The 26,318-nt window shown below is 66.2% G+C and carries 26 protein-coding genes; 19 read left to right on the top strand and 7 right to left on the bottom strand.

The features are described from left to right. Positions 1-28: 28 nt before the first annotated feature. The 3 genes from JYG34_RS17270 to JYG34_RS17260 are packed head-to-tail and all read right to left on the bottom strand — an operon-like array spanning position 29 to position 4,991. Positions 29-1,957: a response regulator gene (locus tag JYG34_RS17270; RefSeq protein ID WP_213657589.1), complete on the bottom strand. Its 1,929-nt coding sequence runs from the start codon at positions 1,955-1,957 to the stop codon at positions 29-31. Then, complete coding sequence (locus JYG34_RS17265; RefSeq protein ID WP_213657588.1) at positions 1,954-2,844, bottom strand: ABC transporter substrate-binding protein; 891 nt, start codon at positions 2,842-2,844, stop codon at positions 1,954-1,956. The genes JYG34_RS17270 and JYG34_RS17265 overlap by 4 nt, the downstream gene beginning before the upstream one ends. Further along, a complete protein-coding gene (locus JYG34_RS17260; RefSeq protein ID WP_213657587.1) occupies positions 2,844-4,991 on the bottom strand; it encodes a TonB-dependent receptor plug domain-containing protein in 2,148 nt (715 codons plus the stop codon). Before JYG34_RS17260 ends, JYG34_RS17265 begins: the two co-directional genes overlap by 1 nt. Before the next feature lie 161 nt (positions 4,992-5,152). On the opposite strand from JYG34_RS17260, the gene JYG34_RS17255 reads away from it, so the two are divergent. The 14 genes from JYG34_RS17255 (at position 5,153) to JYG34_RS17190 (ending at position 19,288) form a co-directional block, all read left to right on the top strand. Next, positions 5,153-6,178: an NAD(P)H-dependent glycerol-3-phosphate dehydrogenase gene (locus JYG34_RS17255; protein ID WP_213657586.1), complete on the top strand. Its 1,026-nt coding sequence runs from the start codon at positions 5,153-5,155 to the stop codon at positions 6,176-6,178. A 15-nt stretch (positions 6,179-6,193) separates the two neighbouring features. Then, positions 6,194-6,541 (top strand): DUF4389 domain-containing protein, encoded by a 348-nt coding sequence (locus JYG34_RS17250; RefSeq protein WP_213657585.1) that lies wholly within the window; start codon positions 6,194-6,196, stop codon positions 6,539-6,541. Then, on the top strand, positions 6,538-6,993 hold the full coding sequence (gene sixA / locus JYG34_RS17245; RefSeq protein ID WP_213657584.1) for a phosphohistidine phosphatase SixA: 456 nt from the start codon (positions 6,538-6,540) through the stop codon (positions 6,991-6,993). The genes JYG34_RS17250 and sixA overlap by 4 nt, the downstream gene beginning before the upstream one ends. Positions 6,994-7,091: 98 nt before the next feature. Continuing rightward, a complete protein-coding gene (locus JYG34_RS17240; RefSeq protein WP_213657583.1) occupies positions 7,092-7,475 on the top strand; it encodes a hypothetical protein in 384 nt (127 codons plus the stop codon). Positions 7,476-7,574: 99 nt separating this feature from the next. Continuing rightward, on the top strand, positions 7,575-8,366 hold the full coding sequence (locus JYG34_RS17235; protein ID WP_213657582.1) for an alpha/beta fold hydrolase: 792 nt from the start codon (positions 7,575-7,577) through the stop codon (positions 8,364-8,366). Next, positions 8,363-9,217 carry an alpha/beta fold hydrolase gene (locus JYG34_RS17230; protein WP_213657581.1) on the top strand — a complete coding sequence of 285 codons (855 nt, stop codon included), beginning with the start codon at positions 8,363-8,365 and terminating at the stop codon, positions 9,215-9,217. Before JYG34_RS17235 ends, JYG34_RS17230 begins: the two co-directional genes overlap by 4 nt. Positions 9,218-9,319: 102 nt before the next feature. Continuing rightward, entirely contained in the window at positions 9,320-10,114 is a 795-nt protein-coding gene (locus JYG34_RS17225) for a DUF4892 domain-containing protein (protein WP_213657580.1), read from the top strand. A 9-nt stretch (positions 10,115-10,123) separates the two neighbouring features. Next, positions 10,124-11,176 (top strand): AI-2E family transporter, encoded by a 1,053-nt coding sequence (locus JYG34_RS17220; RefSeq protein ID WP_213657579.1) that lies wholly within the window; start codon positions 10,124-10,126, stop codon positions 11,174-11,176. Between the two features lie 207 nt (positions 11,177-11,383). Next, positions 11,384-11,473 (top strand): K(+)-transporting ATPase subunit F, encoded by a 90-nt coding sequence (gene kdpF / locus JYG34_RS17215; RefSeq protein ID WP_011534724.1) that lies wholly within the window; start codon positions 11,384-11,386, stop codon positions 11,471-11,473. A gap of 9 nt (positions 11,474-11,482) precedes the next feature. Next, on the top strand, positions 11,483-13,177 hold the full coding sequence (gene kdpA / locus JYG34_RS17210) for a potassium-transporting ATPase subunit KdpA (RefSeq protein ID WP_213657578.1): 1,695 nt from the start codon (positions 11,483-11,485) through the stop codon (positions 13,175-13,177). Between the two features lie 10 nt (positions 13,178-13,187). Continuing rightward, complete coding sequence (gene kdpB / locus JYG34_RS17205; RefSeq protein WP_213657577.1) at positions 13,188-15,242, top strand: potassium-transporting ATPase subunit KdpB; 2,055 nt, start codon at positions 13,188-13,190, stop codon at positions 15,240-15,242. A gap of 12 nt (positions 15,243-15,254) precedes the next feature. Continuing rightward, positions 15,255-15,812: a potassium-transporting ATPase subunit KdpC gene (kdpC, locus tag JYG34_RS17200; protein WP_213657576.1), complete on the top strand. Its 558-nt coding sequence runs from the start codon at positions 15,255-15,257 to the stop codon at positions 15,810-15,812. Positions 15,813-15,941: 129 nt separating this feature from the next. Beyond that, positions 15,942-18,596, top strand: a complete 2,655-nt coding sequence (locus JYG34_RS17195; RefSeq protein ID WP_213657575.1) for a sensor histidine kinase — start codon at positions 15,942-15,944, stop codon at positions 18,594-18,596. Beyond that, entirely contained in the window at positions 18,593-19,288 is a 696-nt protein-coding gene (locus JYG34_RS17190) for a response regulator (protein ID WP_213657574.1), read from the top strand. The genes JYG34_RS17195 and JYG34_RS17190 overlap by 4 nt, the downstream gene beginning before the upstream one ends. Positions 19,289-19,297: 9 nt before the next feature. Here the strand turns inward: JYG34_RS17190 and lysA are convergent, their stop codons facing one another. Next, positions 19,298-20,527 (bottom strand): diaminopimelate decarboxylase, encoded by a 1,230-nt coding sequence (gene lysA / locus JYG34_RS17185; RefSeq protein WP_213657573.1) that lies wholly within the window; start codon positions 20,525-20,527, stop codon positions 19,298-19,300. A 208-nt stretch (positions 20,528-20,735) separates the two neighbouring features. On the opposite strand from lysA, the gene JYG34_RS17180 reads away from it, so the two are divergent. Continuing rightward, positions 20,736-21,650, top strand: coding sequence for a LysR family transcriptional regulator (locus JYG34_RS17180; protein ID WP_213657572.1), 915 nt, complete (start codon positions 20,736-20,738; stop codon positions 21,648-21,650). Between the two features lie 79 nt (positions 21,651-21,729). Further along, the gene (locus JYG34_RS17175) at positions 21,730-22,068 is read left to right on the top strand and encodes a hypothetical protein (RefSeq protein WP_213657571.1); all 339 of its coding nucleotides are present in this window, start codon (positions 21,730-21,732) and stop codon (positions 22,066-22,068) included. Positions 22,069-22,071: 3 nt separating this feature from the next. Here JYG34_RS17175 and cynR read toward each other — a convergent pair whose 3' ends face one another. Then, entirely contained in the window at positions 22,072-22,962 is an 891-nt protein-coding gene (gene cynR, locus JYG34_RS17170) for a transcriptional regulator CynR (RefSeq protein ID WP_213657570.1), read from the bottom strand. A 110-nt stretch (positions 22,963-23,072) separates the two neighbouring features. Between cynR and JYG34_RS17165 the strand changes: the two genes are divergently transcribed. The 3 genes from JYG34_RS17165 to JYG34_RS17155 all read left to right on the top strand — a co-directional run bounded on the left by JYG34_RS17165 (position 23,073) and on the right by JYG34_RS17155 (position 25,770). Next, positions 23,073-23,732, top strand: a complete 660-nt coding sequence (locus tag JYG34_RS17165; protein ID WP_213657569.1) for a carbonic anhydrase — start codon at positions 23,073-23,075, stop codon at positions 23,730-23,732. 29 nt (positions 23,733-23,761) lie between these two features. Continuing rightward, entirely contained in the window at positions 23,762-24,232 is a 471-nt protein-coding gene (gene cynS / locus JYG34_RS17160) for a cyanase (protein WP_213657568.1), read from the top strand. A 314-nt stretch (positions 24,233-24,546) separates the two neighbouring features. Then, positions 24,547-25,770: an amidohydrolase family protein gene (locus tag JYG34_RS17155; RefSeq protein ID WP_213657567.1), complete on the top strand. Its 1,224-nt coding sequence runs from the start codon at positions 24,547-24,549 to the stop codon at positions 25,768-25,770. A gap of 7 nt (positions 25,771-25,777) precedes the next feature. On the opposite strand, the gene JYG34_RS17150 is transcribed toward JYG34_RS17155, so the two are convergent. Next, on the bottom strand, positions 25,778-26,110 hold the full coding sequence (locus JYG34_RS17150) for a low molecular weight protein tyrosine phosphatase family protein (protein WP_213657566.1): 333 nt from the start codon (positions 26,108-26,110) through the stop codon (positions 25,778-25,780). Next, positions 26,107-26,301, bottom strand: coding sequence for a hypothetical protein (locus JYG34_RS17145; protein ID WP_213657565.1), 195 nt, complete (start codon positions 26,299-26,301; stop codon positions 26,107-26,109). Before JYG34_RS17145 ends, JYG34_RS17150 begins: the two co-directional genes overlap by 4 nt. Between the last annotated feature and the right edge of the window lie 17 nt (positions 26,302-26,318).

Below are 26,318 nucleotides of genomic sequence, written 5' to 3'. Positions count from 1 at the left end.
CCTGTCCAGTCCCTAAGACTGCCGCACTTTAGCATTTATCGCCAGTCGCGGCTGTCTGACCGGGCAACCAGCGACGCAGGATGCGCTGCAGGTCGGTGCGTTTGAACGGCTTGCTCAGGTAATCGTTCATGCCCGCCGCCAGGCAACGTTCGCGGTCGCCCTGCTGGGCGCTGGCAGTCAGGGCGATGATCGGCAGGTCGGCATGTTGCGGTAACAGGCGGATGCGCCGGGTCGCCTCGTAGCCATCCACGTGCGGCAGGCGGCAATCCATCAGTACTGCGACAAAACGTTGCTGGCCTACCTGCTCGACCGCCTGGGCGCCATCGATGGCCAGGCTGACCTCGTAGCCCAGGCTGCGCAACATGGCTTCGATGACGCTCTGATTGACCGGATTGTCCTCCACCAGCAGGATCCGTCCACCTGCAATGCCGCAGGGCGCATCCAGCACCGCGCCGGGCAGCAGGCTGGCCGGCACGGCGGCCAGCGCCAATGGCATTTCCAGGGTGAACGTAGAGCCAAGCCCTTCGCGACTTTCGCCGCGCAACTGGCCGCCCATGCGCTCGGCCAGGGTGCGGGCGATCGACAGGCCCAGGCCGGTGCCGCCATAGCGCCGCGAGATCGAACTGTCGGCCTGCTGGAAGGCGACGAACATCATTTCCAGGCGATTGCTGTCGATGCCGATGCCGGTGTCGCGCACGGTGCAGGTAAACCACAGCAACTGGCGGTCGAGTACTTGCCAGCGGGCCTCCACCGCCACTTCGCCACGCTCCGTGAACTTAAGGGCGTTGCCTACAAGGTTCAGCAGGATCTGGCGGATTCGCGTCGGGTCACCCACCACCTGCAGGTGGTCGATGCCCGCTGGCAGTTGCAGGTGCAGGTCCAGGCCGCGTTGCTGGGCGGTGTGCTGGAACGACTGGACGCTGCTGCTGATCAGCTCGGCCAGGTTGAAGTCGATATGTTCGAGCTCCAGCGTGGTGCGCTCGATCCGCGAGAAGTCCAGGATGTCGTTGATCACCTTGAGCAGGTGCCCGGTGGACTCGCTGGCGACCGCGGTGTATTCGGTCTGCTCGCTGGTAAGCTGGGTGGTCTCAAGCAGTTGCAGCATGCCCAGCACGCCGTTCATGGGCGTGCGCAGCTCATGACTCATCATGGCCAGGAAGTCCGACTTGGCGCGGTTGGCCTGCTCGGCTTCCTCGCGGGCCTGGATCAACTGGCCCATGGCTTGTTGTTGTTCGTGGGCGGCCTGGTCCAGGGCGCTGGCAAGGTTGTTGATGTGCCGCGCCAGGTGGCCCAGTTCGCTGTCGTCGACCACCGGCAGCGGCGCATTGAAGTCACCCTGCTGGATCGCCCGTACCGCGTGCCCCATGTCGCTGATCGGCTTCGACAGGCTCATGGCCAGGCGCCGGGCGAGCAGGAAGGTGAACAACAGCGCGAACAGCGCCAGGATCGCGGCCTTGATCACGATTTCCTGCTGGCGTTGACTGAAGGCGTCATCGGACATCCCGACGATCACCCGTCCCAGGTAATCATCACCGATGGTCGGTGGTGGTGCCTTGCCTAGCAGGAAGTCGTTGTCCAGGCGAATCTGCTGCAGGCGGATGGGGGCCTGGAACACCTCCACCCGTTGCGCGCGATTGAGGCTTTCATCCGGCTGTTCCACGTACACCAGGATGTGATTGCGGCTGTCCTGCACTTCGAGGAAGCGCACATGGGGGATGCTCAGGGTGGCGCGCATCAGGCTGTCGAGCACTTCGTTGTTGCCCGAGATCACCCCATATTCGGAGGCAGGGGCCAACTGGTTGGCGATCAGTTGCCCGGTGTGGTTGAGCTCCTGGCGCAAATCCTGGATGCGCACAAAGGTAAAGAAGCTGATCAGCAGCAAGGTGAGCAGCAGGGCAGGGCCCAAGCTGATGATCTGGGTGCGGGTATGAATGTCCCAGCTCAGGCGTTTGCTCATGGCGTGGTTTCTCCTTCGGCCACGGCCAGGGCGGCGGCGTCCGGGTCGATCGCTTCCAGGCCAAGGGCGCGGGCGACCTGCTGGTTGCCGCTGACGCCGAAGTGGGTGGGGTAGAGGCTGCGCGGCCAGCGGGCCGGCGGTTGGTCGAGCAGGTGCCCGAGCACGGTCAACCAGTCATCCTGGTCGCTGAAGGTGCTGGCCAGGGCGCCGGCGCGCACGAAGCCTACATTGGGGCCGATCAAGGCCATCTGCCGTGCATAGCTGCTGAGCAGCACGTTCTTCGCGGATTTTGAATTGTAGAGTTCAGGGTCGTCGAGCCCGAGCAGGACATCGCTGTTGCCCAGCAGGTGCTGCAGCGGGCGACTGTCGCGCAGGTCGGGCCAGTCTTGGGCGACGATCTCCAACCCTTGCGCCGAGGCGGCCTGGCGCAGCTCATCGAGCAGGAAGCGGCTGTGTTCACCGTACAGCACACCGACCCGCTGCGCTTGCGGCAACAGGTATCGGGCCAGGCGCAGTTGCCGCGACAGCGGCGGATCGCTCCACAGCAGGCTGAGGAATGCCGGGCGTGAGGCTCCCAGGCGTTGTTCGGCCTGAACCCGGCTGACCCGCAGGGCCAGCGCAGGCGGCCCGGCGCTTTCACCCAGGCGCCACTCCAGTGCCGAGCCGTCAAGCAGGATCAGCCGGGTGTCGCCCTTCAATTGGCCTGGGCGTGGCACCTGTGCCACGGTCTGGAAGCGTACCTGGTCCTGCGGCCGGCGCTTTTCCAGGGCCGCGGCAAAGCTGCGGATGCCAGGCTGATCTTCCGCGCCCACCAGCAGGATCTCGCTGGCGGACAGCGACCCCAGTGGCAGCAGGCAGAGCAGCAGCAAGCGCAGCAAGCCGATCATCAGAACTCCAGCTCCGCGCTGACGCTCAGGCGGTGGCGACTGTCGTAGCGGTTCTGCTCCAGCGTGACCGGCTCGTCATCCAGGCGCTGTTGCCAAAGGGCAGCCAGCTCCAGGTTGCTGCCCTGGACCTTGAAGCGCTTGGCCAGACGCAGGTCGACACGCTCGTAGCGGTACTGGTTGAGTGCGTCGTCGCCGTAATAGAACAGCGCGCTGGACCAACCCTGACCCCATTCGCGCAGCCAGCCGGCCGAGCCGCTGTTGCGTGCGCTCAGGCGCCGGTCGTTGGGGTTGCTGGCCCAGGCATCGACGTAGGCGTAGGTGACGCGCAGGCGGTCGCGCTGGGTGGCGCGCCAGTCGAACTGCGCTTCGCTGCCGGTGAAGCGTGCCTTGTTGGCGTTGCTGGCGATGAACTGGTTGTTCTTCAACGGCTCGCTGATCATCCCGGTGATCTCGTCGTAGAACAGCTTCACGTCCATGCTCAGGTCGAGGTCGGTGAAATTGCCGTTGTAGCCCAGTTCGCGCGAGCGCATGCGTTCCTGGTCCAGGTTGCCGGGGCCACGGGTCTTGACGAAGTATTCGCCGTTTTGCAGGCCGTAGAGGTTGGGGGTGAGGTTCTTGACCGTGTAGCTCCAGTTGACATTGTTCTCGAACATGTCCGGCGAGCGGATCGCCTCGGAGTACACCGCGCGCAAACCGTGGCGCGGTGTGATCAGGTAGTTCACCGCGACCCGTGGGGTGAGCGAGTTGCCCGACAGCTGGGAGTGCTCGTACATCGCCCCGCCCTGGAGGATCCAGTGTTCGTCGGCGCGCCATTCGAGCTGGCCGAACAGGCGCCAGGTCTGGTCATCGAGGCTGCCGTTGAAGTAGGTCTGCGAGTCGGCGCGGTCATAGCGGTAGTTCAGGCCGCTGACCAGGCGCAGGCTGTCGGTCAGGCTCAGGGTGTCCTGGATCTCCAGGTCGTAGCGGGTCTCGCGGGTGCTCTGGTCGACGTCGCCGCAGATGGTGTTGCGACCGCCGTTGGACCACTGGTCCCGCACTTGGCCCATCAGCGTGGCGAGCGTCGGGTCGCTGGTGGTGGGCAGGTTGCCGGTGTGCAGGTTGCGTGCGACCTTTTCCGTGAAGTTGGGGTCCAGTCGCCACATCTGGGTCAGCTCCGGGCTGAAGGCGATGGCGGCATCGCAGGCCCCCCACACCTGTTGGCGGTCGAAGTGCTGGGCCGAGCCTTGGATGTACAGGCTGTGCTCCGGGTCAAAGTCAATGTTCCAGCGCACCGAGCCGGCATAGTCCTTGGCGTTGACGTCGGCATTGTTGCCGGCCCGGTAGTTGCCGAACACCGGTTGATAGGTATACGGCCGCTGGTTGCTGCCTTCCTTCGCCGCCAGCTGCCAATCCAGCGTCTGGTTCGGTGCCAGGCTGTGCACGGCATTGATGTTGATGCGGTTGGCCCGGCGGCTGTCGCGGTAGTCGCGGCCGAACTGGTCTTCGTCGAAGCCGTCGTCCTGCTGGCCCGACAGCGACAAGCGCAGGTCGCCACTGTCCCAGCCAAAGCCCTGGCTGGCGTAGTAGTCGTTGATGCCATCCTGGCCCCGGGTCATTTTCACGCGGGTGCCATGGCTGTCGGCGGGGTTGCGGGTGAGGATGTTGACCACCGCCATCAGCGCGTTGGCACCGTAGCTGACCGTGTTGGGGCCACGGAACACTTCGATGCGCTCGATGTCTTCCATGGCCACGGGGATGTCGCTCCAGTCCACCGTGGCCAGGCCCGCGCGGTACACCGAGCGGCCGTCGATCAGCACCTGCATGCGCCGGGCGTCGCTGACGTTGCTGCCGTGGTAGTTGACCGTCGGCTGGTTGCCGGCGCCGTAGCCGATCATCATGCCGGGGACCAGGCGCAGCAGCTCGGGGATATCACGGGCACCACTGGCGCGGATCAGCGCGCTGTCGAGCACGGTCATGCTGCCCGGCACCGCCGCCGGGGATTGCTTGAGGCGTGTTGCGGTCAGAACCTGGGGCAGGTCCTGGTTGTCGATGAACAGATCGTCGGCCATGGCCGGGCCGCCGAGCAGGGCGGTCAGCAGCAACAGGCGTGGGTAAGGGGGCGTGCCAGGGAACACGAAACGGCCTTGTTTCAGAGATGAATCAGGCATGTTAACCGACCGCGTGGCTTTTGCCAGTGATCGACGGCTGGCGAATTGCCGCATCGCGCGGCAAGCCCGCTCCCACGCCTTGCGACGCGACACTGGTTCTGTCGCATGTGCCCCGTATAATGCGCAGGTCGCCCTTTACTTTATTGGTTAACGGATTGGATATGACTGAACAGCAACCTGTTGCAGTTCTTGGAGGCGGCAGCTTTGGCACTGCCGTGGCGAACCTGCTGGCGGAGAACGGCCATCCGGTTCACCAGTGGATGCGCGACCCGGCCCAGGCCGAGGCGATGCGCGTCAATCGCGAGAATCCGCGCTATCTCAAGGGTATCCGCCTGCATGAAGGCGTACAGCCGGTCAACGACCTGCTCGCCACGCTACAGGGCTGCGAACTGATCTTCGTCGCCTTGCCTTCCAGCGCCTTGCGCAGCGTGCTGGCGCCCCACGCCGAGCTGCTGCGCGGCAAGGGCCTGGTCAGCCTCACGAAAGGTATCGAGGCGCACACCTTCAAGCTGATGAGCCAGATCCTCGAAGAGATCGCGCCCGAGGCACGTATCGGTGTGCTGTCGGGCCCCAACCTGGCACGCGAAATCGCCGAGCATGCGCTGACCGCCACCGTGGTGGCCAGCGAGGACGAAGCACTGTGCAGGCAGGTGCAGGAAGTGCTGCATGGCCGCACGTTCCGTGTCTATGCCAGCGCCGATCGCTTCGGTGTCGAGCTGGGCGGCGCGCTGAAGAACGTCTACGCCATCATCGCCGGCATGGCTGTGGCGCTGGGGATGGGTGAGAACACGAAAAGCATGCTGATCACCCGTGCCCTGGCGGAGATGACCCGCTTCGCCGTGAGCCAAGGTGCCAACCCCATGACCTTCCTGGGCCTGGCCGGTGTCGGTGACCTGATCGTCACCTGTTCCTCGCCCAAGAGCCGCAACTATCAGGTCGGCCATGCCCTGGGCCAGGGCCTGACCCTCGAGGAGGCGGTCAGCCGTTTGGGCGAGGTGGCCGAAGGGGTCAACACGCTGAAGGTGCTCAAGGCCAAGGCCCAGGAAGTGCAGGTGTACATGCCGCTGGTGGCGGGCCTGCACGCCATCCTGTTCGAGGGCCGCACGCTCAACCAGGTGATTGAGCACCTGATGCGCGCCGAGCCCAAGACCGATGTCGATTTCATTTCCACCAGTGGTTTCAATTGATTGAAGGAGCGACCTATGAACGATACCCCGGAGCGCGCCCAGCGCGAATCGATCATCCTGCGAGTGCTGTGGATGTTGGTGTTCCTGGTGGTCTGGCAGTTGGCCGAACTGCTGTTGGGCGGCCTGGTGCTGGTCCAGCTGATCTACCGGCTGATCTACGGCGCCCCCAGCGCCAGCCTGATGAATTTCGGCGACAGCCTCAGCCAGTACCTGGCGCAGATCGGCCGTTTCGGCAGCTTCCACACCGACAGCAAGCCCTGGCCGTTCGCCGACTGGCCGGCGCCGCGTGCGCCTGAAGGTGAAGCGCCCCACGCCGTGGCCCCGGCACCGCACCCGGTGCGTGACGAGGAACCCAAGCTGTGAAGCTTTGGGTACTGCGCCATGGCGAGGCCGAACCTCGCGCGAACAGCGATGCCGAGCGGTGCCTGACCGCCCATGGTCGCGAGCAGGTGCTACGCAGCGCCGCCCGGCTGCTGGGCCAGCCGTTGCAGGCGATCATCGCCAGCCCCTACGTGCGGGCGCAACAGACCGCGGCCCTGGTGCACGAGAGCCTTGGATTCGCCGAGCCGGTGCGCACCGAGCCATGGCTCACTCCGGACAGCGATGCACAGGCGGTGATAGGTGAAATCGAGCGGCTGGGCCTCGAACATGTCCTGCTGGTCAGCCACCAGCCGCTGGTGGGCACTCTGGTCAGTCTGCTCGAGCACGGCCATCAGCAGCCTGCGCCCATGAGCACTGCCTGCCTGGCTGAGCTGGAAGGCGACTGGCCGCTGGCAGGGCTGATGACCCTGCGTGGGCTTCATCATCCAATGTGATGCCGGCAACTGGCATTTTTGCCAGTTGTTGCGCGCTCCGAGCGCTTGCTAGGGTCGTCGCCAGGATGTGAACGTGCGGCAAGACCCGGGAGTGTGGGATGAAAGGCCGAAGGCTGGAGCTGGTGTGTTCGGTTGATCTGCAGCCCACACTGGAAAAGGTGCAGCGGGACAGCGTGCTGGATTTTGCCGAATACAGCCTTTTGCGTGAGTCGGCCGATGCCAAGCTCTACCAGTTGATGGGCAAGGTGCGTAAGGCACGGGGCGTCGATCAGGGTTCGATGTTCGAGGGTGAAGAAGACCTGCGGCGCCTGCAGGATGCCAGCATCCGCATGGCGCACCTGCTGCAAAGCAGCTGCCTGGCCTTGCGCAGACTGGGCCTGGGGGCCCAGGACAAGCGCCTCGCGCGTGATGCCCTGAAGCAGCAACTGGCCTACGTGCAAGCCTGCCTGCGCCGCTCGATGCAGAGCTTCGGCGAGTTCTGAATGACCTGATCGCCCTTGGCGATGACCTTTCCGGACGTTGCCGGCAACCGGCACCATTGTCGACAATGGCCCAACCTTCACCGTGCAGAGCAGGCGGCCATGTCGCAGCAGATCTTCTTCGCCCACGCCAACGGCTTCCCGTCGGCCACCTACGGCAAGCTGTTCGCCGCGCTGGCACCGGACTACGAAGTTCGGCACCTGGCGCAGCATGCCCATGACCCACGCTTTCCGGTGAACGAGAACTGGCAGAGCCTGGTCGATGAACTGCTCCACCATCTGGAGCAACAGCCAGCCCCGGTCTGGGGTGTCGGGCACTCGCTGGGTGGCGTGCTGCACTTGCATGCGGCGCTGCGCCATCCTGAGTACTACCGGGGGGTGGTGATGCTCGACTCACCGGTGCTGACCCGTGTCGACGAATGGCTCATCCAGGCAGCCAAACGCCTGGGTTTCATCGACCGCATCACCCCGGCCGGGCGTACGTTGGGGCGACGTGAGGCGTTTCCCGACCGGGACAGCGCTCGCCGGTATTTCTCGGGCAAGACCCTGTTCCGCCATTTCGACCCTGAATGCCTCGAGGCGTATCTCGAACACGGCCTGGTGAGTACCGAGGGCGGCCTGCGCCTGCGTTTCGACCCCGCCACCGAGATCAGCATCTACCGCAGCATCCCCCACGTCAGCCCGGCGCCACCCCGCCAGTTACAGGTGCCGCTGGCCATGGTGCGCGGCGCCCAGAGCCGGGTGATCCGCAAGCACCATGGGCTGGCGGTACGCACCATGGCCAAGGGCGAGTACCACAGCCTGCCGGGCGGGCACATGTTCCCGTTGGAGCGCCCCTGTGACACCGCGAGCCTGATCAAGGGCCTGTTCGACCGCTGGAGCCAGCAGCCATGAGCGCGCAAGTCGAGGAAGTGCGCCTGGCGCTCGGTCATATCGAGCTGGCCGCGCACCTGTTCGGGCCGGCCGATGGCCTGCCGGTGATCGCCCTGCATGGCTGGCTGGACAACGCCAACAGCTTCGCCCGCCTGGCGCCGCAATTGAAAGGGTTGCGCATCGTCGCCCTGGACTTGGCCGGGCACGGTTACTCGGAACATCGCCCAATCGGCGCCGGCTACGCCCTGGCCGACTATGCCCATGACGTGCTGCGGGTCGCCGAACAGCTGGGCTGGCAGCGTTTCGGCCTGCTCGGCCACTCGCTGGGCGCGATCATCTCGGTGCAACTGGCCGGGGCCTTGCCAGAGCGTATCAGCCATCTCGCGCTCATCGACGGTGTCATTCCGCCCACGATTGCCGAGCAGGACGCCGCCGAGCGCCTGGGGATGGCGTTGCAGGCGCAATTGCGCCTGGAGGGCAAGCGCAAGATGGTGTACGCGACCCTGGAGGAGGGTGTCGAGGCGCGCATGAAAGGCATGGTCGCGGTCAGCCGCGAGGCCGCCGAACTGCTGGCCCAGCGCGGGCTGATGCCGGTGCCCGGCGGTTACAGCTGGCGCAGTGACAGCCGCCTGACGCTGCCCTCGCCAACACGCCTGAACCAGGCCCAGGCCATGGCCTTCGTCCAGCGCGTCGCCTGCCCGGCCTGCCTGGTGGTCGCGGCCGACGGCATGCTGGCGCGCCACACGGAGCTTCTGGAGCAGCTACCCTTCGAGCAGGCGACCCTGCCAGGCGGGCATCACCTGCACCTGAACGACGCCGAGGGCGCGACCCTTGTCGCAGACTGTTTCAATCGCTTCTTTGGCATTCCTTGACTTGCACCAGGCAAGTGTCGAGGCTTGACGGGTTGAAAGGGAGACAACCATGTACTTGCCAGACATTCACGCGCTTTGCCCCGGCCCCCGCGAGGGCGGCCGATGAGCGCGCCTGTTTTCATTCGCGGCGCCCTCGCCGCCTGCCTCGCCGCCGTCAGCCCGCTGCTGTTTGCGGGTAACCTGCCAGTCCCCGTCGATGCCAAAGTGGTCGACCAACGCCCAGCCGTGGAGCAGGAGCGGGTCTACCCGATGGGCCCGCTACGCAAGATCAGCGGCCGCCTGCGAGTAGATGACAAGGTCGAAAGCCGCGGCCAGGTCAGTTCGGTCACCTATGAACTGCCGGTCGAGCGCAGCGCCCGCGAGGCTTTCACCAGTGCCCGCGAAGCGCTGCAGCACGACGGCGGCTATCCACTGTTCTGGTGCCAGGGGCGCGACTGCGGCGAGGCCAGCCTGTGGGCCAACGACGTGTTCGCCAATGCCCGTCTCAATGGGGGCGACGAACAGCAGGCGTTCATCCTCCTGCGCCGCTCCGCTGAAGAAGCCGATACATTGGTGGCGCTGTACAGCGTGACCCGCGGCAACCGCCGCGCCTACCTGCATGTCGAGGAATTCGTCGCCGCCAGCCCGCTGGGCGAACTGCTGCCCACCCCCGCCACGGTGCTGCGCGAACTGCGCGACACCGGCAAACTCGACTACCCTGACCTGGCCAAGCCCCAGGCCACCTGGGCCGCCTTGCTGGCGCGCAGCCTCAACCTCGACAGCACGCTACGCGCCAGCCTCAGCGGCAGTGGCGCCGAGGCCTGGCGCGAGCAGTTGGTCCAGGCCGGCGTGCGCAGCGCCCGGCTGGAAGTGGGCGATGCACCGACCGAAGGCTTGCACCTGGAACTGATCCGTTGAGTGAGCGCCATGGCCAACAATGACCGCCTGTTGATCCAGATCCTGCTGCTCGCGCTGCTTGGCGCGGCGCTGTGGGTGATGGCCCCGTTCATCTCGGCATTGCTGTGGGGCGCGATTCTCGCCTTCGCCAGCTGGCCGTTGATGCGCCTGCTCACCCGCCTGCTCGGCGGGCGCGAGACGCTGGCCGCGAGCCTGCTGACCACGGTGTGGATCCTGCTGGTCGCGTTGCCGCTGGTGTGGCTGGGCTTCAACCTGGCCGACCATATTCGCGACGCTACCGCCTTTGTGCGTGACGTGCAGGTCGACGGCCTGCCTGACGCGCCGGCGTGGGTGGGCAGCATTCCCTTCGTCGGCGGGCGCCTGGTCAGCTGGTGGGAGTCCCTCGACCAGCAGGGGGCGGCCTTGCTGGCCTCCGCCAAGCCGTATCTCGGCCAGGTGGGCAACTGGTTGCTGGCGCGCAGCGCGCAGATCGGCAGTGGGGTGCTGGAGCTCACGCTCAGCCTGGTGTTCGTGTTCTTCTTCTACCGCGACGGCCCGCGCCTGGCGGCGTTCGTGCACCGGCTGCTGCACCGGCTGGTGGGTGAGCGCGCCGAATACTACGTCGACCTGGTCGCCGGTACCGTGCAGCGGGTGGTCAACGGCGTGATCGGTACCGCCGCCGCGCAAGCGCTGCTGGCGCTGATCGGCTTCCTGATCGCCGGCGTGCCGGGAGCCATCGTGCTGGGCCTGGTGACCTTCATGCTCAGCCTGATCCCCATGGGGCCGCCGCTGGCCTGGATACCGGCCACGGCGTGGCTGGTATCGAAGGGCGACTATGGCATGGCGGTGTTCCTGGGCATCTGGGGCACCTTCGTCATCAGTGGCGTGGACAACGTGCTCAAGCCTTATCTCATCAGCCGGGGTGGCAACCTGCCGCTGGTGATCGTGCTGCTGGGGGTGTTCGGCGGCCTGATCGCATTCGGCTTTATCGGGCTGTTCATCGGGCCGACCTTGCTGGCGGTGGGGTACAGCCTGCTGCTGGACTGGAGCCGCAACTCCGGGCAGCAATCGCCGCAGCATTGAAGTCCGGTTCGCCGGCAAGCCGGCTCCTGCATTGTTCACCCCGCAGGAGCCGGCTTGCCGGCGAACAGGCCGGTACAGGCACCGCAATACCTGATCTTTACGCATTCTTTATGCCCCGGCCCCACCCCTGGTCTCGCCCCTTTACGCCCCACGCTCGGACAATTTCCCCAAAGCGGCCCTCACGCCGCAATCAGGGGAGATTCACTCATGTACATGCTCGACGGGCTGTCACTGCTTCTGGCGGTGGCGTTGGCGGTTTACCTGCTGGTGGCGCTGCTGCGCGCCGATCGCGGCTAAGGGGCGACCATGCACAGTTACGATTACCTGTTGCTGCTGGCGTTCTTCGCCATCGTGCTGCTGCCGGCGCCATGGCTCGGGCGCTTCTACTACAAGGTGATGGAAGGCCAGCGTACCTGGCTGTCGCCGATCCTCGGCCCGGTGGAGCGGGGCTGCTATCGCCTGTCAGGCGTGAACGCCGACCAGGAGCAGAACTGGAAGCAGTACACCCTGGCCCTGCTGGCCTTCAACCTGGCCGGCTTCCTGCTGCTGTTCGCCGTATTGCAGCTGCAAGGCTCGCTGCCGCTCAACCCGCAGCACCTGCCCGGCCAGGAGTGGTCGCTGGCGTTCAACACCGCGGTCAGCTTCATGACCAACACCAACTGGCAGTCCTACAGCGGTGAGGCCTCGGTCAGCTACCTGACCCAGATGATCGGCCTGACCGTGCAGAACTTCGTCAGCGCCGCCACCGGCCTGGCCGTGCTGGTCGCCTTGAGCCGCGGTATCGCCCGCCGCTCGGCCGGCACCCTGGGCAACTTCTGGGTCGACCTGACCCGCGCCACCCTCTATGGCCTGCTGCCGCTTTGCCTGGTACTGGCGCTGCTGCTGGTGTGGCAGGGTGTGCCACAGACCTTCGCCGACTACGTCCACGCCGTGACCCTGCAAGGCACCGACCAGACCATCCCGCTCGGCCCGGCCGCCAGCCAGATCGCCATCAAGCAGTTGGGCACCAACGGTGGCGGCTTCTTCGGCGTCAACTCGGCGCACCCGTTCGAGAACCCCACGGCCTGGAGCAACCTGTTCGAGGTGGCTTCGATCATCCTGATCCCGGTGGCCCTGGTGTTCACCTTTGGCCATTACGTGAAGGACCTGCGCCAGAGCCGCGCAATCATCGCCTGCATGCTGGCGCTGTTCCTGATCGGCGGCAGTACCGCGCTGTGGTCGGAACACCAGCCCAACCCAGCCTTGGAAAGCGCCCAGGTGCAGCAAAGCGCGCCACTGGAAGGCAAGGAGAGCCGCTTCGGCACCACCGGTTCCGTGCTGTGGACGGTGACCACCACCTCCGCCTCCAACGGTTCGGTCAACGCCATGCACGACAGCCTCAACCCGCTGACCGGCATGGTGGCGATGGTCAACATGATGCTGGGTGAGGTGATTTTCGGCGGTGTCGGCGCCGGCCTGTACGGCATGCTGCTGTTCGTGCTGATCGCCGTGTTCCTGGCCGGCCTGATGATCGGCCGCACCCCGGAATACCTGGGCAAGAAGCTCCAGGCCCGTGAAGTGCAGTTGCTGGTGGCCACCCTGCTGGTGATGCCGGTGGGTGTGCTGATCCTCGGTGCCATCGCCGCCAGCCTGCCTGGGCCGGCCGGCGCGGTGACCAACCCCGGTGCCCACGGTTTCAGCCAGTTGCTGTACGCCTACACCTCCGGCACCGCCAACAACGGCTCGGCCTTCGCCGGCTTCGGCGCCAACACCACGTTCCACAACGTGATGATCGGCCTGGCCATGCTCATCGGCCGCTTCGGCTACATCCTGCCGGTGCTGGCCCTGGCAGGCAGCCTGGCGGCGAAGAAGAGCGCGCCGCAAGGCCTCAACAGCTTCCCCACCCACGGCCCGCTGTTCACCACGCTGCTGCTGGTGACCATCCTGCTGGTCGGTGGCCTGACCTTCCTGCCGACCCTGGCCCTCGGGCCGATCGCCGAACACCTGAGCCTGGGTTTCTGAGGAATACACCATGAACATGCCCATTCCTGAAGTGAAGGCGCGCCAGAGCGCCAAGGACCAGACCCGCTTCGCCGCCCTGTGGCGCCCGGCCCTGGTGCAGGCTTTCGTCAAGCTCGACCCGCGCCAGCTCAAGCGCTCGCCGGTGATGTTGGTGGTGGCCCTCACCGCCGTGCTGACCACCGTGCTGTGCTTCGCCCCCGGCAGCGGCGTGAGCATCGGCGTGGCGGTGCAGATCGCCGTCTGGCTGTGGTTCACCGTGCTGTTCGCCAACTTCGCCGAAGCCCTGGCCGAAGGCCGTGGCAAGGCCCGCGCCGACAGCCTCAAGGCGGGTAGCCAGGGCTTGACCGCCAAACGTCGCAAGAGCGATGGCAGCTTCGAAACCGTCGCTGCCACCAAACTGCGCAAAGACGATGTGGTGCGCGTCGTGGCTGGCGAGATGATCCCCGGTGACGGCGAAGTGCTCGAGGGCATCGCCGCCGTCAACGAAGCCGCCATTACCGGCGAGTCCGCGCCGGTGATCCGCGAGTCCGGCGGCGACCGCTCGGCCGTCACCGGTAACACCCGGTTGGTCTCCGACTGGTTGCTGATCCGCATCACCAGCAACCCAGGTGAGTCGACCCTGGACCGCATGATCGCCCTGGTCGAAGGCGCCAAGCGGCAGAAAACCCCCAACGAAATCGCCCTGGACATCCTGCTGATCGGCCTCACCCTGATCTTCCTGATCGTGGTGGTCACGCTGCAGCCGTTCGCCCGCTTCGCCGGTGGTGAGTTGCCGCTGATCTTCCTCGCCGCGCTGTTGGTGACACTGATCCCCACCACCATCGGCGGCCTGCTCTCGGCCATTGGCATCGCCGGCATGGACCGCCTGGTACGCCTCAACGTGATCGCCCGTTCCGGTCGTGCGGTGGAGGCTGCCGGTGACGTGCACACTCTGATGCTCGACAAGACCGGCACCATCACTTTCGGCAACCGCCGCTGCAGCGCCCTGCACGCAGCCTCGGGCGTGACCGCCAAGGAGCTGGGGGAGGGCGCCTTGCTCGCCTCGCTGGCCGATGACACCGCCGAAGGCAAGTCGATCGTCGAGTACCTGCGCCAGTTGCACGACTTCGACGAGCCGTCGAGCACCCAGTACGAAGCCATCCCCTTCAGTGCCGAGACTCGCCTGTCGGGTATCGACTTCCAGCAGCGTCGCTACCGCAAGGGCGCCGTTGATGCGGTGCTGGCCTTCTGCGGCCTGCAACGCCTGGAGCTGCCCGCCGCCCTGGCCCGTGAAGTGGAACGCATCGCCCAGAGCGGTGGCACGCCGCTGCTGGTGTGCGTCGACAAGCGCCTGCTTGGCGTGATCCACCTCAAGGACGTGGTCAAGCCCGGCATCCGCGAGCGTTTCGCCGAACTGCGCAAGCTCGGCATCCGCACCGTGATGGTCACCGGCGACAACCCGCTGACTGCCGCCGCCATCGCCGCCGAGGCCGGCGTGGACGACGTGCTCGCCGAAGCCACCCCGGAGAAGAAGCTGGCGCGCATCCGCCAGGAGCAGAACGACGGCCGCCTGGTCGCAATGTGCGGCGACGGCGCCAACGACGCCCCGGCGCTGGCCCAGGCCGACGTGGGCATGGCCATGAACGACGGCACCCAGGCTGCCCGCGAGGCGGCCAACATGGTCGACCTGGACAGCGACCCGACCAAACTGCTGGACGTGGTGCAGGTGGGCAAGGAACTGCTGGTGACCCGTGGCGCGCTGACCACTTTCTCCATCGCCAACGACGTGGCCAAGTACTTCGCCATCCTGCCGGCGCTGTTCGCCGCCATCTACCCGCAGCTGGGCGTGCTCAACCTGATGCACCTGGCCAGCCCGCAGAGCGCGATCCTTTCGGCCATCGTGTTCAACGCGCTGATCATCATCGTGCTGATCCCCCTGGCCCTGCGCGGGGTGCGGGTGCAAGCCGCCAGTGCCGCCCACCTGCTGCGGCGCAACCTGCTGATCTACGGCCTGGGCGGCATCATCGTGCCGTTCGCCGGGATCAAGCTGATCGACATGCTGCTCAACGTGCTGCACCTGGTCTGAGGAGAGACTGACATGACTGCTTATGTACGCCCGGCCCTGAGCCTGGTCCTGCTGATGACCGTGGTCACCGGCGCGCTGTACCCCCTGGCGGTGACCGGCATTGCCCAGGTCGCCTTCCCTGAGCAGGCCAATGGCAGCCTGGTGCGCGATGACCGGGGCGAGGTGCGCGGTTCGGCGCTGATCGCCCAGGAATTCAAGGGCGACGCCTGGTTCCAGGCGCGGCCTTCGGCGGGCGCCTATGCCACCGTGGCCAGCGGCGCGAGCAACCTGGCGCCGAGCAACCCGGCGCTGGCCGAGCGGGTCAAGGGCGATGCTGCCGCGCAGTATCAGGCGCAGTTGGGGCCGGTGCCCCAGGCGCTGTTGACCACTTCCGGCAGCGGCCTGGACCCGCACCTGCCGCCCGAGGCGATCGCCTACCAGCTGCCGCGTGTGGCGGCGGCGCGACAGGTCGCGCAGGAGCGCTTGCAAGTGCTGGTGAATGACGCCACCCTGCGTCCACTGATCGGGCCGCCGGTGGTCAATGTGCTGGCGCTGAACCAGGCGCTTGAGCACCTCGCACCGAGCCATTGATGCCGGGGGTCGCTTTGCGACCCCGCCCCCCCCCCCCCCCCGGGCCCCCCCCCCCCGGGGGGGGGGGGCGCCCCCCCCCGCGATGGCCTGCGCAGCAGGCCCAGATTCGCTACTTGTGAAGGATGAAACATGAGTGACTCCGCCCGCGCCGACGCGCTGTTGGCCGGCCTGCCCCGGGAAGGCCGGGGCAGGCTCAAGGTGTTCCTCGGCGCCGCGCCCGGGGTCGGCAAGACCTTCTCCATGCTGCAAGCCGCCCATGCCCAGCAACGCCAGGGCGTGCGCGTGGTGGCCGGGGTGGTCGAAACCCATGGCCGCGCCGAGACCGAGGCCTTGCTCGGTGGCCTGACCCAGCAACCGCTGCTGCGCAGCGAATACCGCGGCGTGATGCTCGAGGAAATGGACCTCGACGGCCTGCTCAAGGCCACGCCGCCGCTGGTGCTGGTCGACGAACTGGCCCACACCAACGCCCCTGGCAGCCGCCACGCCAAACGCTGGCAGGACGTGCAGGAGTTGCTCGCCGCTGGTATCGACGTGTACACCACGGTCAACGTCCAGCACCTGGAAAGCCTCAACGACAAAGTGCGCGATATCACCGGCGTGCTGGTGCGCGAGACGCTGCCGGACTGGGTGCTGCAAGAGGCGTTCGAGCTGGTGCTGATCGACCTGCCGCCGCGCGAACTGCTCGAGCGCCTGCGCGAGGGCAAGGTCTATGTGCCCGAGCAGGCGAGGGCGGCCATCGAGGCCTATTTCTCCCAGACCAACCTTACCGCCCTGCGCGAGCTGGCCATGCAGACCGCCGCCGCCCAGGTGGATGCGGACCTTGCCAGCGGCTACCGCCAGCGCGGCCAGGAAGCGCCGGCCCTGCGCGGTCGCCTGCTGGTGGGCATCGATGGCGACGACCAGGCCGAGCGGCTGGTGCGCCATGCCAGCCGTGTCGCCCAGCGCCGTCATCTGCCGTGGAGCGTTGTCCATGTCGACAACGGCCGCTTGCGCGACGAAACCGCCCGCCATCGCCTGCAGGCCGCCCAGCAACTGGCCGAGCGCCTTGGCGGTGAGGTGGTGTTGTTGCGCGCCGGCGAAGTGGCGCGCACGCTGATCCAGCATGCCGCCGAACGCCGCGCCAGCCTGGTACTGGTGGGCCAGTCCCGCGATCTGCTGCGCCGGCGCTTCTTTGGTGCCGGCGTCGCCGCCCGCCTGCTGCGCGAGAGCCACGGCCTGGAAATCAACGTGCTCGACCGCGACGCCCAGCCGCAACCGGCCCGGGCGGCGGTCCAGCGCGTGTGGGTATGGCGCCACTACCTGCTGGCGCTGGTCGCCACGGTGCTGGCCGCAGGCCTCGCCTGGGCGGTGTCGAGCGTACTGGCATTGCCCAACATCTCCCTGGTGTTCCTCGCCGCCGTGCTGCTGGTGGCGGTGCGCAGCAGCCTGGGCCCGGCGCTGGCCTGCGCGGCGCTGTCGTTCCTCACCTACGACTTCCTGTTCATCCCGCCGAACTTCTCCTTCGCCATCCAGCGCGAAGAGGACGTGCTGACCCTGGTGTTCTTCCTGTTGATGGCCGCGCTCACCGGCAACCTCGCCGCCCGCCAGCGCCGCCAGCTGCAGGCCCTGCGCGAAACCCAGGCGCAGACCAACCAGTTGCTCGACCTGTCGCGCCGCCTCACGGTAGCCACTGACCGCCAGGCCGTGTTCAGCGCCGCCGGCCAGCACATGGATGGCTGGCAGGACGTGCAGGTGTGCCTGATGGAGCGCAGCACCGACGGCCTGCTGCAAGTCGCCAGTGGTGGCAGTCACGCCTTCACCGACAATGAACGCGCCGCCGCCGAATGGGCCTGGCAACACGGCCAGGCCGCCGGCTTCGGCAGCGACACCTTGCCCCACGGTCGTTGGTGGTGGTGGCCGCTGGCCGTGGAAGAGCAGCCCCTGGCGCTGCTCGGCATACGCCCACGCAACGGCGAACCGTTGAGCGCCCAGCGGCGTCGCCTGCTCATGGCCCTGGCGCAACCCCTGGCCCAGGCCCTGGCCCGCGCCCGCCTGGGCGAGCAGCTGGAAGCGGCGCGCCTGCACGGCGAGACCGAGCAGTTGCGCAGCGCCTTGCTCGCCTCGGTGTCCCACGACCTGCGCACGCCGCTGACTTCCATGCGCGGCAGCATCGACAGCCTGCTGGCCCTGGGCGACGCCATCCCCCCGGACGACCGCCGCGAACTGCTCGAAGGCACCCGCAACGAGGCCGAGCGCCTGGACCGCTATATCCAGAACCTGCTGGACATGACCCGCCTGGGCCACGGCACGCTCAAGCTGGCTCGCGATTGGGTGGCTCCGGCCGATATCGTCGGCAGCGCCCTCAACCGCCTGCGCGTGGTGCTGGCGCCTTTGCGCGTGCATACCGAAGTCCCGCCCGAGCTGCCGCTGCTGTTCGTGCATGCGGCGTTGATCGAGCAGGCACTGATCAACGTGCTGGAGAACGCCGCCCGCTTCTCGCCACCACAGGGCCGTCTTGAGCTGCAGGTTTCGGTGCGCGACGAGCAACTGTGCTTCGCCGTCGCCGACGAAGGCCCCGGCATCCCCCAGGACGAGCGCGAGAAGATCTTCGACATGTTCTACACCGCCGCCCGCGGCGATCGGGGCGGGCAGGGCACCGGCCTGGGCCTGGCGATCTGCCAGGGCATGATCGGCGCCCATGGCGGGCGCATCCTGGTCGGCGACGGCCTCGATGGCCACGGCACCTGCATCACTCTATGCTTGCCGCTGCCCACTCAACCCGACAGCGAAAGTGAAGCCCCATGAGCCAAGCCGCTACCCTGCTGGTCATCGATGACGAGCCGCAGATCCGCAAGTTCCTGCGTATAAGCCTGGCATCTCAAGGCTACAAGGTGCTAGAGGCCGCCACCGGCACTGAAGGCCTGGCCCAGGCTGCCCTGAACAAACCCGACCTGGTGGTGCTCGACCTGGGCTTGCCGGACATGGACGGCCAGCAGGTGCTGCGCGAGCTGCGCGAGTGGAGCACGGTGCCGGTGATGGTGTTGTCGGTGCGTGCCAGCGAGGTGCAGAAGGTCGATGCGCTGGATGGCGGGGCCAACGACTATGTGACCAAGCCGTTCGGCATCCAGGAGTTCCTGGCCCGGGTGCGGGCCTTGCTGCGCCAGGCGCCGCAGGTCGGCAGCGCGACGTCTGCCGCGAGCTTCGGGCCGCTGGTGGTGGATTTCGCCTTCCGCAAGGTGACGCTGGAGGGCGTCGAAGTCGCGCTGACGCGCAAGGAATATGCGCTGCTGGCGCAGCTGGCCGGGCACCCGGGGCGGGTGATCACCCAGCAGCAGTTGCTCAAGGATATCTGGGGGCCAACCCATGTGGATGACACCCACTACCTGCGGATCGTGGTGGGGCATTTGCGCCAGAAGCTGGGGGATGACCCCACGGCGCCCAGGTACATCATCACCGAGGCAGGCGTGGGGTACCGGCTGGTGGCACCCTCTACCTAGGAGCCAGCCTTACAGATCCAGCTCCAGGGCCAGCAGCTCTTGCACGGTCTGCCGTCGACGGATCATGCGCAAGCTGTCGTTCTCGACCAGAAACTCAGGCAACAGCGGCCGGCTGTTGTAGTTCGAGGACATGGACGCGCCATAAGCCCCCGCATCGTGAATCACCAGCAGGTCGCCTACCTTGGCCTGGGGCAGCTCCTGAGGCGTCAGTTCTTCATCGTTCTGGGTGAAGACATCGCCTGACTCGCACAGCGGCCCGGCCACCACGGTCGGTTGTAGCGGGCGACTCACTGGCCGGCCCACGGCATCGAACAGACTCATGCGGTGATACGCCCCATACATGGCCGGGCGCATCAGGTCGTTGAAGCCCGCATCGACCAGGATGTAGTGCTTGCCGCCCATCTGCTTGACAGCGCGCACCTCGGCCACCAGGTAGCCCGACTCCGCCACCAGGTAGCGGCCCGGCTCGATCTCCATGCGCACGGCATGGCCGAGCATCGCTTCGATCTCCGCCCGCGCCACCGCCCAGGTGCGGGCGTAGCGTTGCAGGTCCACCGGCTGGTCGTCGCTGCGGTAGGGCGTGGACAACCCACCGCCGATGGAGAAGGCTTCGATGTCCATGCCCAGCTTGCCGATCAGCCCGACCATGGCGCCGGCCACCTGTTCCAGGTGCTGGTAGTCGACCCCCGAACCGATATGCATGTGCACGCCCACCAGGTGCAAGCCGAACTGCTTCACGCAGGCCAGCGCCTCGGGCAACTGCTCGTGCCAGATACCGTGCTTGCTGTTCTCGCCACCGGTGTTGGTCTTGCGGCTGTGGCCGTGGCCGAAACCGGGGTTGATACGCAGCCATACGCGGTGCCCGGGGGAACGCTCACCCAGCTGGCGGAGCATATCGATGGAGCCGGCGTTCACCTCGATCTTCGTGTCGACCACCCGCGCCAGGGTCGGTTGGTCCAGCACGTCGCAGGTCAGCACGACGCCGGCCGGTTCGCCGTCCACCACTGCCCCGGCCGCGAAGGCCCGCTCCATCTCGCCCAGCGACACGGCATCGAGCACCAGGCCACGCTCGCGCATCAGGCGCAGGACGTGCAGGTTGGGGTTGGCCTTCTGCGCGAAACGCACCGTGTCGAAGTGCTGCAGGAGCTGGTCGATACGCTGGTGGAGGGTCTGGGCGTCGTAGGCCCACAGCGGGGAGCCGTGCTGGCGGACGGCCTGGGCCAGGAGGGTGGTGGTCATGGTGGTGTTCCTTGTAATGGATACACCGATGGTGAGGGAGTTACTTGATCCAGAAAAATAGCTATTTTTCTTATCTCGATTCATATCTGATATACATCGCTATCCCTGTAGGAGCGGGTTTACCCGCGAACACCGGCTATGCCGGTGCCATTCCCCTGTCACTTGCCCCACAAGTGACTGCGAGCCCCCAGAGAGCCTGCGTACCTTCATGAAACTCACCATCCGCCACATCGAAGTGTTCCGCGCCATCATGGCCGCCGGCAGCGTCACCGGCGCCGCCCGCCTGCTGTTCACCTCGCAGCCCACCGTCAGCCGCGAGCTGGCGCGCATGGAGCAGGTCACCGGCCTGACCTTGTTCGAGCGCGAAGGCGGGCGGCTGGTAGCCACGGCCCAAGCCCTGCTGCTGATCGAGGAAGTCGATCGGGCCTTCGTCGGCCTGGAACGCATCGACCGTTTCGCCCAGGCCATCCGCAATTTCGAACAGGGCCGGCTGGCCATCACCTGCCTGCCGCTGTTCTCGCAAACCCTGCTGCCCAAGGCCTGCAAGGCGTTCCACCAGCAACACCCGGGCGTGAGCGTGAGCATCACCGCGCAGGAATCGCCGCTGCTGGAAGAATCACTGGTGGCCCAGCAGCACGACTTCGGCCTGACCGAAACCGCGCAGGTGCCAAGGGGCGCGGTCGGGGAACTGCTGTTCAGTGCCGACATGGTCTGCGTGTTGCCCGAGCATCATCCGTTGCTGGCCAAGCCGGTGCTCGAGCTGCACGACTTCCATGAGATCGACTTCATCAACCTGGCCAGCCTGGACAGCTACCGGCAACAGCTGGACCGGCACTTCCGCGAGGCTGGGGTGAACCGGCGCACGGTAATCGAAACCACCAGCGCCGCCTCGGTATGCGCCATGGTCCGCCAGGGGCTGGGCGTGGCAATCATCAACCCGCTGAGCGGGCTGGAGGCAGGGCAGGGCGGGCTGCCCATGCGGCGATTGAGTCTGTCGGTGCCGTATCAGGTGATGCTGATCCGACCTGAACTGCGCCCGGCGTCGGCGGTGCTGGAACCGTTCTGTCAGGCGCTTCGGGTGCAGGCCAGGGAGATGGCGCGCGCATTGGCGGTAGGCGTATGAGGCCACCCTGAAGCCAGTTGGAACGATTCCGGGAGCGCTGAAGTCAACCCCTTTGACAGTGATCAAACGAGGATTGGCCATGAGTACCCTGACGATCGAAGGCTGGTGCAAAAGCAATGGCGATCGCCGATCCACCCCGGTGGGCGATATCCACTTCGACATCCAGGGCTCGGCCCACACGGCGTTGGAGCAGGCCGAAGAGCGCCTGCAGCAAAGCCACGAGCCCGAAGCGATGGTGGATGTCGACATGGACACGCTGAACCTGGTCTTGCCCGAAGGCTACGGCCCGCTGTCCGACTGCCGTCTGCGCGTCTACCTGAGCAACGACGCGCGTGGCCAGTTCCACCTGGTCGGGCATCGGGCCAGCGATGGCAGCCTGATCTACACCAATGCGGTGCTGATTGCGCAGTTGAGCTGAGCCTCAGCTGCGTTCCAACTGCGCGGCCACCTCCTTGGCCAGCGCCAGGAAGGCCTGCGCCGCCGCCGTCTGGTAGACACCCCTGCGCTGCATGAGCACGGCCGTGCGTTGCAGGCGCAACGGATCGAGGGCGATGGCGGCCAGGTCGTCATGCGCCAGGGCGAGGGTGGCAGGCAGCAAGGTCGACAGCGTCGTCCTGCGCACCACCTCGATCACCGCGCCGATGGCGTTGGCCTCCATCCGTACCTGCGGGCGTATGCCGTGTTGTCGGCAGTAGCGCTCGATCTGCTCGCGGGTGGCGAATTCGGCGCTGAGCAGGATCATCGACTCATCGTTCAAAGCCTGCGGCCCGATGGCCCTCGCATGGGCCAACGGGTGCCGGCTGCCGACCACCAGCGCCAGGGTTTCGACCAGCAGCGGGTAGGTGTCGATGTCCTGGGCGTGGAGCTCGTCGAAAGCGATACCGACATCCAGTTCGTCCGCCAACAGCAGTTCCTCAATGCGTTCCTGGGCGATTTCGCGCAAGTTCAGGGTGATATTCGGGTATCGGCTGTGGAAGGCCTCGACCAGGGGGCCGACCAGATAGCGGGTAAAGGTTGGCGTCACCGCCACTCGCAATGAGCCGCGGCTGAGGTCACTCACGTCATGGATCGCGCGCCTGGCCTCCTGCAGTTCCTGCGAGGCCCGTTTCGCATAGCGCAGATAGACCTCGCCGGCATCGGTCAGCCGTGTCGCACGCCCCGAGCGATCGAACAGCTGTGCCCCGAGGCTTTCCTCCAGTTGCCTGACCTGCTGTGAAAGCGCGGGCTGGGAGACGTGCAGGGCTGCCGCCGCCCGGGTGAAGCTGTGGTGTTGCGCGACTGCGAGAAAGTACTGGATGTGCCGGGCGAGCATTTCACGCTCCATAAGATAATCTGATGGCATACATCATAAATGAGACTTTTACCTTATGTAACGCGCCGCCTAACCTTTGCCTCACACACCGCGACACTGAGGCATCAGCCATGCAAGACATCATCGACGGCTTCCTGAAGTTCCAGCGCGACGCCTTCCCTGAGCGGGTCAAGCTGTTCAAGGACCTGGCCACCCAGCAAAGCCCACGGGCGCTGTTCATCTCCTGCTCCGACAGCCGCCTGGTGCCCGAACTGGTCACCCAGCGCGAACCGGGCGACCTGTTCGTCATCCGCAACGCCGGCAACATCGTGCCGTCCTACGGCCCTGAACCCGGCGGGGTGTCGGCCTCGGTCGAGTACGCCGTCGCCGCGTTGCAAGTGGCCGACATCGTCATCTGTGGCCACTCCGACTGCGGCGCCATGACCGCCATCGCCACCTGCAAGTGCCTGGACCACATGCCCGCCGTGGCCGGCTGGCTGCGCTACGCCGATTCGGCCCGGGTGGTGAACGAAGCCCGCCAGCATCAAACCCCCCACGCCAAGGTCGAGGCCATGGTGCGCGAGAACGTGATCGCCCAGCTGGCCAACATTCAAACCCACCCCTCGGTGCGCCTGGCCCTGGAAGAGGGCCGCGTGGCCCTGCACGGCTGGATCTACGACATCGAGAGCGGCCGCATCGACGCCTTCGACGGGCGCACCGGCCAGTTCGTATCCCTGGCGGACAACCCTGAAGTCCGTGCTGTTTCCCAACCTTCCCGGCACGTTGCCTGAACCCGTTTTTCAACCCAAGGAGACACCCCATGATCCAGTCGCAAATCAGCCAGAACGCCCGCCTTGCCCTGAGCGAAGCCATCCTCCTGGCCAAGGCCCGCAAGGACCTGTCGTTCGCCCAGATCACCGAGGGCACCGGCCTGTCCGAAGCTTTCGTCACCGCCGCGCTGCTGGGCCAGCACCCGCTGCCGGCCAGTGCCGCCCAGGTGGTGGGCGACAAGCTCGGCCTCGACGCCGACGGCATCGCCCTGCTGCAGACCATTCCGCTGCGCGGCAGCATCGAAGGCGGCATACCGACCGACCCGACCATCTACCGCTTCTACGAGATGCTGCAGGTGTACGGCACCACGCTCAAGGCGCTGGTCCACGAGAAGTTCGGTGACGGCATCATCAGCGCCATCAACTTCAAGCTGGACGTGAAGAAGGTCGACGATCCGGAAGGCGGTTCCCGCGCCGTGATCACCCTGGATGGCAAGTACCTGCCGACCAAGCCGTTCTGATTCGCTCGTAGGGACATGGCCCGACCACCACAGGGTGGCCGGGCCATGCCCTCGGACGCTATTGATCCTTGTAGGAGATCGCTCAGTCCTTTGGTCACGCTGTCACGCAGGGAACTGTCCCCTGTGGGAGCGGCCTTGCGTCGCGAAAGGGCTGCGCAGCAGCCCCCAGCAATTTCGATGGGGGCTCGTAATCTGGGGCCGCTGCGCGCCCCTTTCGCGACGCAAGGCCGCTCCCACAGGGTCCAGCTAAATCAATGACTTACGGTTTGTTCCATGAGAGCGGGCTGCAATGCCTGATGAGGAGAAACGACGGCATGGACCTGATCATCAGAAATGTCCGCATCGACGATGCAAAACCCTTGATGGATGTGGCCGTGCACAACGGCAAGATCACTGAAATCGCCCCGACGATCACCGCAACGGCCACCCAGGAAATCCAAGGCAACGGTAACGTCCTGATCCCAGGTTTCGTCGAAGGCCACCTGCACCTTGAAAAAGCCAACGTCATGCAGCGCAAGGCCAACCGCTCCGGCACCTTGAAAGAAGCGATCGCCGTCACCGCCGAGCTCAAGCCCACACTCACCCGCGAAGACATCCGCGCGCGCTCGACCCAGGTGTTGCGTGCACTGGTGCAGGCCGGCACCACCCATGTACGCGCCCACGCCGAGTTCGACCCCGCCCAGGGTTTCACTGGCCTGGATGTGGTGCTGGAGCTGCGTGAAACATTCCGCGATGTCATCGATATCCAGGTGGTCGCCTTCCCCCAGGAAGGCATCCTCAAGTTGCCCGGCATGAAGGCGATGATGGTCGAGGCGATGGAGAAGGGCGCCGATGTGGTCGGCGGCATTCCCTACAACGATGTATCGCCCCTCGAACACATCGATTTCGTCTTCGACCTGGCCAGGCGCTACGACAAGGGCATCGACCTGCACCAGGACTTCGCCGATGACGCCGAGCAGATGACCATCGAATACGTGGCCCGCCGGACCCTCGCCGAGGGTTACCAGGGGCGGGTGTGCGTCGGCCACCTGACCAGCCTGGCAGCGGTCGAGCCCGAGCGGCAGGCGCGTATCGTTGCGCTGCTGCGCGAGGCCGGTATCAGCGTGATGTGCCTGCCGGCCACCGACCTGCACCTGGGCGCCCGTGGCGACAGCCACAACGTGCGCCGCACCCTGACACCGGTGCGAGCCTTGCGCGATGGCGGAGTGAACGTGTGCCTGGCCACCAACAACATCCGCAACGCATTCACCCCCTATGGCACGGGTGACCTGCTGAACATCGCGCAACTGGCCATCCCCGCCTGCCACCTGGGCGGGGCGGATGACCAGGCCACGGTGTTGGCGATGCTCACGACGAACCCGGCCAGGGCCTTGGGCTTGCGCGACCATGGGCTGGCCGTGGGCAAGGATGCGGACCTGGTGCTGGTGGATACCCAGCGCGTCAGCGATGTGATCCTCGACCTGCCGGCGCGGTTGGCGGTACTCAAGCGTGGGAGGGTGGTGGCGACGGCCGAGCATCGCCGCTCGGTGGTGTTCTGAGCGGTGGCTACGGTTCCTGCGCCAGGTGCGGTGCCACTGCGGCTTCCAGGATGAGCACAAGCTCAGGGTCCATGTAGTGGTAGTCGTCGGGGATGTCGAGCACATGCAGCCGTTTGTGTTCGAGCAAGCGTGCGAACTGGGCCAGCAAGCGTTGCTGGTGTTTGCGCTCCATCACCAGGATGACGTCGGCCCAGCGAATGTCCGCTGGGCTGACAGGCTTGCGCGCATTCGGGCTGGTACCCGCCGACCGGGCGTCAAAGCCCGGGCGACGGCGCCAGATCATCTCGGCGGTGGGGCTGCGCCACTGGTTGCGGCTGCAGATGAACAGGAGGTTGGTCACGCTTGGTCCAACAGTTGGCGAGTGGTGCGGATGGGGTAGCTGAAGCCGAGCTGGCGTGCCCTCGCCAGCTTCGAGGCGCGGGTGTAGAGCAGCTTCCAGTTTTTTTCCGGCTTGAACACCAGCGGGCGTACCGCGAAGTATTCAGCATGCTTGCGGGCCTGGGCGCGTCGCCAGGCGCGTGATCGTTCCATGGGTGATTTCTCGTGGT

Source organism: Pseudomonas entomophila (assembly GCF_018417595.1).
Classification (GTDB): Bacteria; Pseudomonadota; Gammaproteobacteria; order Pseudomonadales; family Pseudomonadaceae; genus Aquipseudomonas; species Aquipseudomonas entomophila_C.
Note: the sequence above shows the minus strand (reverse complement) of the source record. Positions and strands in the feature narration are given on the sequence as shown.

Excerpts from the sequence above, each read along its gene's own strand:
- JYG34_RS17270 (WP_213657589.1), bottom strand. The coding sequence starts at position 1,957 with ATGAGCAAACGCCTGAGCTGGGACATTCATACCCGCACCCAGATCATC.
- JYG34_RS17265 (WP_213657588.1), bottom strand. The coding sequence starts at position 2,844 with ATGATCGGCTTGCTGCGCTTGCTGCTGCTCTGCCTGCTGCCACTGGGG.
- JYG34_RS17260 (WP_213657587.1), bottom strand. The coding sequence starts at position 4,991 with ATGCCTGATTCATCTCTGAAACAAGGCCGTTTCGTGTTCCCTGGCACG.
- JYG34_RS17255 (WP_213657586.1), top strand. The coding sequence starts at position 5,153 with ATGACTGAACAGCAACCTGTTGCAGTTCTTGGAGGCGGCAGCTTTGGC.
- JYG34_RS17250 (WP_213657585.1), top strand. The coding sequence starts at position 6,194 with ATGAACGATACCCCGGAGCGCGCCCAGCGCGAATCGATCATCCTGCGA.
- JYG34_RS17240 (WP_213657583.1), top strand. The coding sequence starts at position 7,092 with ATGAAAGGCCGAAGGCTGGAGCTGGTGTGTTCGGTTGATCTGCAGCCC.
- JYG34_RS17235 (WP_213657582.1), top strand. The coding sequence starts at position 7,575 with ATGTCGCAGCAGATCTTCTTCGCCCACGCCAACGGCTTCCCGTCGGCC.
- JYG34_RS17230 (WP_213657581.1), top strand. The coding sequence starts at position 8,363 with ATGAGCGCGCAAGTCGAGGAAGTGCGCCTGGCGCTCGGTCATATCGAG.
- JYG34_RS17225 (WP_213657580.1), top strand. The coding sequence starts at position 9,320 with ATGAGCGCGCCTGTTTTCATTCGCGGCGCCCTCGCCGCCTGCCTCGCC.
- JYG34_RS17220 (WP_213657579.1), top strand. The coding sequence starts at position 10,124 with ATGGCCAACAATGACCGCCTGTTGATCCAGATCCTGCTGCTCGCGCTG.
- kdpF (WP_011534724.1), top strand. The coding sequence starts at position 11,384 with ATGTACATGCTCGACGGGCTGTCACTGCTTCTGGCGGTGGCGTTGGCG.
- kdpA (WP_213657578.1), top strand. The coding sequence starts at position 11,483 with ATGCACAGTTACGATTACCTGTTGCTGCTGGCGTTCTTCGCCATCGTG.
- kdpB (WP_213657577.1), top strand. The coding sequence starts at position 13,188 with ATGAACATGCCCATTCCTGAAGTGAAGGCGCGCCAGAGCGCCAAGGAC.
- kdpC (WP_213657576.1), top strand. The coding sequence starts at position 15,255 with ATGACTGCTTATGTACGCCCGGCCCTGAGCCTGGTCCTGCTGATGACC.
- JYG34_RS17195 (WP_213657575.1), top strand. The coding sequence starts at position 15,942 with ATGAGTGACTCCGCCCGCGCCGACGCGCTGTTGGCCGGCCTGCCCCGG.
- JYG34_RS17190 (WP_213657574.1), top strand. The coding sequence starts at position 18,593 with ATGAGCCAAGCCGCTACCCTGCTGGTCATCGATGACGAGCCGCAGATC.
- lysA (WP_213657573.1), bottom strand. The coding sequence starts at position 20,527 with ATGACCACCACCCTCCTGGCCCAGGCCGTCCGCCAGCACGGCTCCCCG.
- JYG34_RS17180 (WP_213657572.1), top strand. The coding sequence starts at position 20,736 with ATGAAACTCACCATCCGCCACATCGAAGTGTTCCGCGCCATCATGGCC.
- JYG34_RS17175 (WP_213657571.1), top strand. The coding sequence starts at position 21,730 with ATGAGTACCCTGACGATCGAAGGCTGGTGCAAAAGCAATGGCGATCGC.
- cynR (WP_213657570.1), bottom strand. The coding sequence starts at position 22,962 with ATGCTCGCCCGGCACATCCAGTACTTTCTCGCAGTCGCGCAACACCAC.
- JYG34_RS17165 (WP_213657569.1), top strand. The coding sequence starts at position 23,073 with ATGCAAGACATCATCGACGGCTTCCTGAAGTTCCAGCGCGACGCCTTC.
- cynS (WP_213657568.1), top strand. The coding sequence starts at position 23,762 with ATGATCCAGTCGCAAATCAGCCAGAACGCCCGCCTTGCCCTGAGCGAA.
- JYG34_RS17155 (WP_213657567.1), top strand. The coding sequence starts at position 24,547 with ATGGACCTGATCATCAGAAATGTCCGCATCGACGATGCAAAACCCTTG.
- JYG34_RS17145 (WP_213657565.1), bottom strand. The coding sequence starts at position 26,301 with ATGGAACGATCACGCGCCTGGCGACGCGCCCAGGCCCGCAAGCATGCT.